Genomic DNA, 6,428 nt, shown 5'->3' with positions numbered 1-6,428 from the left:
CCGGAAAACGCTGAGCTGCCCTTGCGATTGAAATCGCCTTCGAGGCCGTGGCCGATCGCCTCGTGCAGCAGGATGCCGGGCCAGCCATTGCCCAGCACCACGGTCATTTCCCCGGCCGGCGCCGGCCGGGCATCGAGATTGACCAAGGCCAGGCGCACCGCCTCGCGCGCATAGCCCTGCAGCAAGTCCTCGCTGAAATAGGCGTAGTCGAAACGGCCACCGCCGCCGACCGCGCCCGACTCGCGCCGGCCGCCCTGCTCCACGATCACCTGCACGCCCACCCGCACCAGTGGGCGCACATCGGCCGCGCGCTGGCCATCGAGCCGCGCCACATAGATCACCTCATATTCGCCGGCAATGCTGGCCATCACCTGGGTCACCCGTGAATCAAGGCTGCGCGCATAGCGCTCCAGCCGCTCCAGCAGTGCCACCTTGTCCGCCTCACCGAGGCTGGCCAGCGGGTCGCTGCCGGCATACAGATCGCGCACCACCGCATCACGGCGCAGCGCGGCAGTGCCCTGCCCGCCTTGCCGGCCGATGGCGCGGGTAGCGTGCGCCGCCGATAGCAAGGCGGCACGGCTGATATCGTCGGAATAGGCAAAGGCGGTTTTTTCGCCGCTCACCACCCGCACCCCGACCCCTTGGTCGATATTGAAGCTGCCGTTCTTGACGATGCCTTCTTCCAGGCTCCAGCCTTCGCTGCGGCTGTACTGGAAGTAGAGATCGGCATAGTCCACCTCGCGGCTCAGGATCTCGCCGAACACCTGCTCGATGGCGGCTTCATCGAGGCCATAGGGACTGAGCAGGTATTGATCGGCAGTGGCGTAGGCGGTTTGGCTCATGGAATTCTCAAGTCTTTGACGCGGACAAGCGCAGCGGCTTGTCCAGGGGTGAAGCACAACCGGCGGCGCGACGACGCGCAGGGCCCGGCATGCAAGGTGCAGCAATCAAGCTGGCCAGCACGGCGCACCGCACTGCAGCCCGCCAGCCAGATTTAGTTGGCGAATACGCGGTGATCCAGCGCCGGCAGGCTTTGCCGCAAACGTGCCTTGTAGTCGTGGTCCATATCGGCCACCACCACGCCGGAGCCGCGCGCCAAGCGGTCGAGTACATTGCCCCAGGGGTCGACGATCATGCTGTTGCCGTGAGTTTCACGACCATTGCGATGAAAGCCGCCCTGGGCGCTGGCCAGCACATAGGCAAGGTTTTCGATGGCGCGGGCGCGGATCAGCACTTCCCAGTGGGCGCGGCCGGTGGTTTCGGTAAAGGCAGCGGGCAGCACGATCAGATCAACCGGCTGCATGCGGCGGAACAGCTCGGGAAAGCGCAGATCGTAACAGATCGCCACCCCGACCCGGCCAAACGGTGAATCGAACACTACGATCTCGTTGCCGGCTTCAATGGTGTTCTCTTCGCGGTACTTCTCGCCATTCATTTCAAAGCCGAACAGGTGGATCTTGTCGTAGCGCGCCACCTGCTCGCCCCGGTCATTGAACACCAGGCTGCTGTTCTTCACCTTGCCCGGATCATCGGTCCACAAGGGCGCCGAGCCACCCACCAGCCAGATGCCATGCTTGCGCGCGGTCTTGGACAGGAAATCCTGTATCGGCCCATGGCCGGGCTGCTCGCGCACTGCCACCTTGTCGCTGTCTTTCAGGCCGATGATGGCAAAGTATTCAGGCAGCGCCACCAGGCGCGCGCCCTGCTTGGCTGCCAGCTTGATCAGCACCTCGGCCTCGGCAAGATTGGCCGCCACCGTCGGGCCGGACGCCATCTGTACCGCCGCGATGCGCATGCCGCCGGCGGCTGCGGCAAGCGCCGCGCCATGTTGATGACTGTGTACACGTGTAGACATGCTGTTCTCCTTCCCTTGCCTCAGGGCTGCTGCCGGGCAGCCGGTTTGCTGCTGGCGCTGCTGCCGACCCGCACGATCTGCGGGTCGTCCCACTTGCCGGTGATGTCGTATTCATATGCAACCAGCTGGCCCAGCGGATCTTTCAGCACCCGCTGCAACACATAGGCACCGACCCCGACCACCGGATTGGCCAGTGCCACGCCGGCGCCGATCGCCAGGCTATCGCCCAGCGTCGGCACAATGCGCACGCGCAGTTTCTGCGTTTCGGCACCGAGATCTGCCTCGCCCTTGAACGACACCTTGGCCGCCGGACCGACGATGGTGAGATTGCTGGTGCTCAGCACCCCCTTGCTCACCTTACTATCACCCTCGATGCGGTCGAAGGCAAAACCCTCGCTGAAGATGTCGCGAAAATCCAAAGTCAGCCGGCGCGGCAAGGACTGCAAGCTAAGCACGCCCAACAGGCGCCCGACTCCCGGATCGACCTTGGCAAATTGCCCAGACTCGGCTACCACCTTGAGATTGCCGCTCAGGCTGGCGTATTCGGGCGACAGCGGCGAGCCATGCCAGCTCAGATCACCATGGATGGAACCCTTGCCGCGCCGCATCAGCTCCGGGTAGCCAAAGCGCGCCAGCAGTTTCCCGACATCGCTCGATTCCACATCCACCTTGACCGTGGTGTGATCGTCCTCCGGCAGGGACGACCAGCTGCCCTGCATGCTGAGCTTGCCGTCGGCATTGACCACGGTCAGCGCATCGATCAGCCAGCTGTCGCGATTGGGCTGTGCCTTGACTTCCAATTTGCCCAAGGGATGGTTGTTGAGCTGGAAGTCGTCCGCCATCAGGTCCACCGCCGGCAGGCGGCGTTTGCTGGCCGGCAGCGGGCTGGCCGGCCCGGCAATTTCCGCATCCGGCAGGGGCAGCTTCAGCTTGCCAAGCCGGGCAAACAAGCGCTCGCGTCCCTGCGGCGACCAGGTGGCGCGCCCGTCGATCTGGGCGCTGCTGGCGCTGATCTGCCAGCTGCCGTCGCTTTGCAGCGCTTGCAGGTTCAGATCATCAATACGGTTACCCGCCAGCAGCAAGCGGCCGAGCCGGGCATCGACACCGCTGATCTGCGCCAGACCCAGGGCCTGCACCGGCGACGCAGCACCAGCCGGCGCACTGGCTGGCGCATCCAGCCGGTCCAGCCAGGCATCGGCATTGAAGCTGGGCAGGCTGCCGGTAATCCAGATGCCATTGCGGCTGGCGCTGGCGCTGCCCTCGCCCAGACGCAACTCGCCCTTGCTGGTGCGCCAACTGCCGCCTTGCAAGGTGCGCAGCATCTGGGCATTGAGCTGGCTACCCAGGGCAATACGCCAGCGCTCGCTCGCCGCATCGGCCTCCAGCGCCAGTTTGAGTGGGCGCACTTCGCCAGCGGGCTTGGTTAAAGGCGCCGGCAAGTCGATGCGTACATCGCGCATCGGTGCTTCCAGCGCCATTTGCCAGCCGCTACGCGGGATATTCAGCTGCATGCGGTAGTCGGTCTGTCCGCTCAAGGACTCGCTCAGCGGAATATCGTAGCGCTGTGCCGCAGCGCGGGCATCGGCGCGGCCACTGGCCTGCACTTGCAGTACGCCATCCTTGCCGGTGCTGACATCGACCTTGAGCGCACCACCGAGTGCTTGGGCGATCAGGCCACGCGCATCGGCACCATGCTCGTTGAAATGCAGGCTGCCGCTCAGCTCGCGCAATTCCGGCATGGCATCGCTGAGCTGCAGGCGGTTGCGGGCAAACTTGAGTGTGCCATCCACCCGGGTGTCATCAGCATTGTCGAACGGGACATCGAGCTTGAGAGCGAGGCTGGCATCACCCGTCGAGCGCGCGGCCGTGCCGATGCCACCCAGGGTGTGATCGAGCGGGCTCAGCGCGACAAAGCGGAAGAATTCGCTGGTGGCGCCGCGCACCTGGCCATCGATCAGTACCGACTTGGCATGGCTCAGATTCGGAATTGCCGCCGTGGCGCGCTCGATCCGGGTACCAAGAATGCGGCCGTTGCTGGCCAGCTGCAGCTTGTCGCCCTCGATACGCAATTCGCCATTGATGCCCTCCACCCGTGGCCAGTTCACCGCATAGTCGAGCATCACATCGTGCAGCTGGGTCACCACCCGCCAGGTGCCGCTCTTGCCATCGTCAAACGGGAATTTGTCCAAGGGACCGCGCAGGGTGAACTTTGCATCGCGCGCTTCCCCGCCCAGCAAGGCGGCACGCAACCATTCGCGTGTTTCCTTGCCGATGCCATTGGGCAGATAGTCGGCCACCTTGTCGGCCGCCAGCCGCTGCACCGTGGCATCGAGACTCAGATTGCCCGAACCACTGCCCGCCCACTGCCAGTTTGCCGAGGCCGTGGCAGCCACATCGGCATTGCTGGCGGCAAATTCATTGAGCCTTACCGTCCAGGCCTTGCCATTGCGCTGCCAGTCCAGCGCCGCACGTAGCTGATCGAGCTGCAACGGCTTTTCCAAGACCTCGCTGTCGACAAAATGGAACGCGGTCGATTGCACACGCAGATTGCCGCCCGCCTCGTTGACTGCCAATTCACCGCTTAGCGGCCCCAGCGTCGGCATTGGCGCCGGGGCGCTCAGACTCAGGCCGGTAAAGCCCATGCGCGCCCGGTAGCTTGATGGCTCGCGCCAGTCGCCCTGCCAGTCGGCCTTCAGGCTGTCGATACGGCCACCGGGGCGCATGCCGGCCAGGGCACTGCGCAAGGCATTGGGCAGCGGCAAGGCCGGTGGCAGATTGGCCAAGGCCGGCAGAGTCAGCCCTTCGGCCTCGAAGGAACCACCGCCCTTACGGCCGAGCTTGAGCCGGGCCGAGGTGCCATCGAGCAGCTTGCCACCATCGGCCACCAGGCGCAGCTTGCTCAGATCGAGGCTGCGCTCACCGCCCTTGTCCTGCCAATGGATGGTGCCAGACAGCGCCTGCAGGGCCAGTGTTTCCAGCTCGGGCGCCAGGCGCAGGGCTGCGCCATTGATGTCGAGGCTGGCATCGAGCTTGCGTAGCTGCATACCCTGGAAATCGAGCGCCAGCGCCAGCTGGCCGCGCCCACGGGCAATATCGACCGGATAGGGCAGCCAAGCCTTGCCGGCCGCCAGGTCGACATCAGCCAGCTTGCCCTGCACGGTGCCGTCCCAGTCGGCAAAATGGTCCACCTCATCGCCCGACCAGTGGCCATCAACCGAAAACGGCGCCGCCAGTGTCGGCGGCGGCGTGGCGGCCAGGGCGAACTGGTGGCGGCCGAACAGGCGGTTTTCCATGCTGAATGACACATGGTCCAATTTGAGATCAGGTGCCTGGCGCTGATGATCGCGCCAGGTAAGCCGGCCATCGACAATGGAAATCGCATGCTGGCGCAACAGCCAGTTGCCAAAGCCGTTGTCGGGCGAGTTGCTGCGATTGAGCGGCAAATCAGCGAGGCGAATGGTGCCATCGGCCTCGCGGGTGATTTCCAGATCGGGCCGGATCGCCGCCAGCGCTTCAAAGCGGATATCGCCAATCAACAGTGGCCACCATGACAGGGTGGCCTCGGCGCGCTTGAGGCTAAGCGCCGCGCGGCCATCTTGGTGCTTGAGCGCCAGATCATCAAAGGCCAGGTAGGGCTGCCCGAGGCGCCAGCCGCCCTGTACCGAACCGATTTCCACCGGCCGGCCTGCTCGCTCGCTCAAGGTGGCAACCAGCTTGGGGCGATAACTTTCCAGATGCGGGAAGAACCACCATTGCAGCCAGGCCGCCGCGCCACCCCACACCAGCATGAACAAGGCAGCCGCCCACACCAGCACGCGGCCGTGCCAGTCCATCAGGCGCAGGCACTTGCGCCGCAGCCACACCAGACGGGCGCGCAAGGGGAAACGTGAAGCGGGAGACATGGAAAAACGCGGAAAAGCAGCAGGCTGCAACAAGATTGGGAACAGGATTCTAGCTGTCCGTTCCGCCAACACCTAACAAAGCGGCGAATTTGTCCTGATGGCGCGTTGCAGATTTGCCCGCCCGTGCAAACGCTGTTCAAATCTGCCTGACCGCCATGGCGCACGCCATCGCCACCCAGCCGACCATGCGGGCGCGGCCTTTATCTGCTCCGGCACCGCCCCTACCCGACGGAAAACCACCATGCTCGACCGCCTGCAAGCCGCCCTGCCCCATAGCCGCTATCTGCAACGCCTGTTTGCCGCCCGCCCCTATGTAGCCGAAGACGCTGCCGCCCGGCTCGATACGCCATTTGGCCGCGCCGAAATGGAAAGCCGGCTGGCGGAGCCCACCGATGACAGCAGCCTCAAACCCGCCTTGCGCAAGCTGCGCCAGGCGGTGATGGCGCGCCTGCTATGCCGCGACCTGCTCGGCCTTGCCGATCTGGACGAGGTGACGCGCACGGTAAGCGATCTGGCCGAAGTGACCATTCTCGCCGCGCTGGCCTGTGTCACCCGGCCGGATGAGCGCACCGGCCGGCCTATCGGTGCGGAATCGGGCCAGGTGCAGCAGCTGATCGTGGTCGGCATGGGCAAGCTGGGTGGCCGTGAATTGAATGTATCGAGCGATATCG

At 64.8% G+C, this 6,428-nt stretch carries 3 protein-coding genes and 1 pseudogene; 1 reads left to right on the top strand and 3 read right to left on the bottom strand.

Annotated features, from left to right (window positions below):
- The 3 genes from ACE3OH_RS17775 to ACE3OH_RS17765 all read right to left on the bottom strand — a co-directional run.
- On the bottom strand, positions 1–842 hold an 842-nt coding region (locus tag ACE3OH_RS17775; protein ID WP_374356208.1), incomplete at its 3' end, for a PmbA/TldA family metallopeptidase.
- 152 nt (positions 843–994) lie between these two features.
- On the bottom strand, positions 995–1,795 hold the full coding sequence (locus ACE3OH_RS17770; protein WP_374356212.1) for a carbon-nitrogen hydrolase family protein: 801 nt from the start codon (positions 1,793–1,795) through the stop codon (positions 995–997).
- Between the two features lie 80 nt (positions 1,796–1,875).
- Complete coding sequence (locus ACE3OH_RS17765) at positions 1,876–5,757, bottom strand: YhdP family protein (protein WP_374356205.1); 3,882 nt, start codon at positions 5,755–5,757, stop codon at positions 1,876–1,878.
- A 241-nt stretch (positions 5,758–5,998) separates the two neighbouring features.
- Between ACE3OH_RS17765 and ACE3OH_RS17760 the strand changes: the two are divergent.
- Positions 5,999–6,428 (top strand): annotated as a pseudogene (locus tag ACE3OH_RS17760) (bifunctional glutamine synthetase adenylyltransferase/deadenyltransferase); the annotation flags it as partial.

The sequence above is a fragment of the Chitinimonas sp. genome, assembly GCF_041904975.1.
Lineage (GTDB): Bacteria > Pseudomonadota > Gammaproteobacteria > Burkholderiales > Chitinimonadaceae > Chitinimonas.
This window is presented reverse-complemented; position numbering and strand designations above follow the sequence as displayed.

Bases quoted from the DNA above. Each gene is read 5' to 3' on its own strand.
- ACE3OH_RS17770 (WP_374356212.1), bottom strand. From the start codon at position 1,795: ATGCGCATCGCGGCGGTACAGATGGCGTCCGGCCCGACGGTGGCGGCC.
- ACE3OH_RS17765 (WP_374356205.1), bottom strand. From the start codon at position 5,757: ATGTCTCCCGCTTCACGTTTCCCCTTGCGCGCCCGTCTGGTGTGGCTG.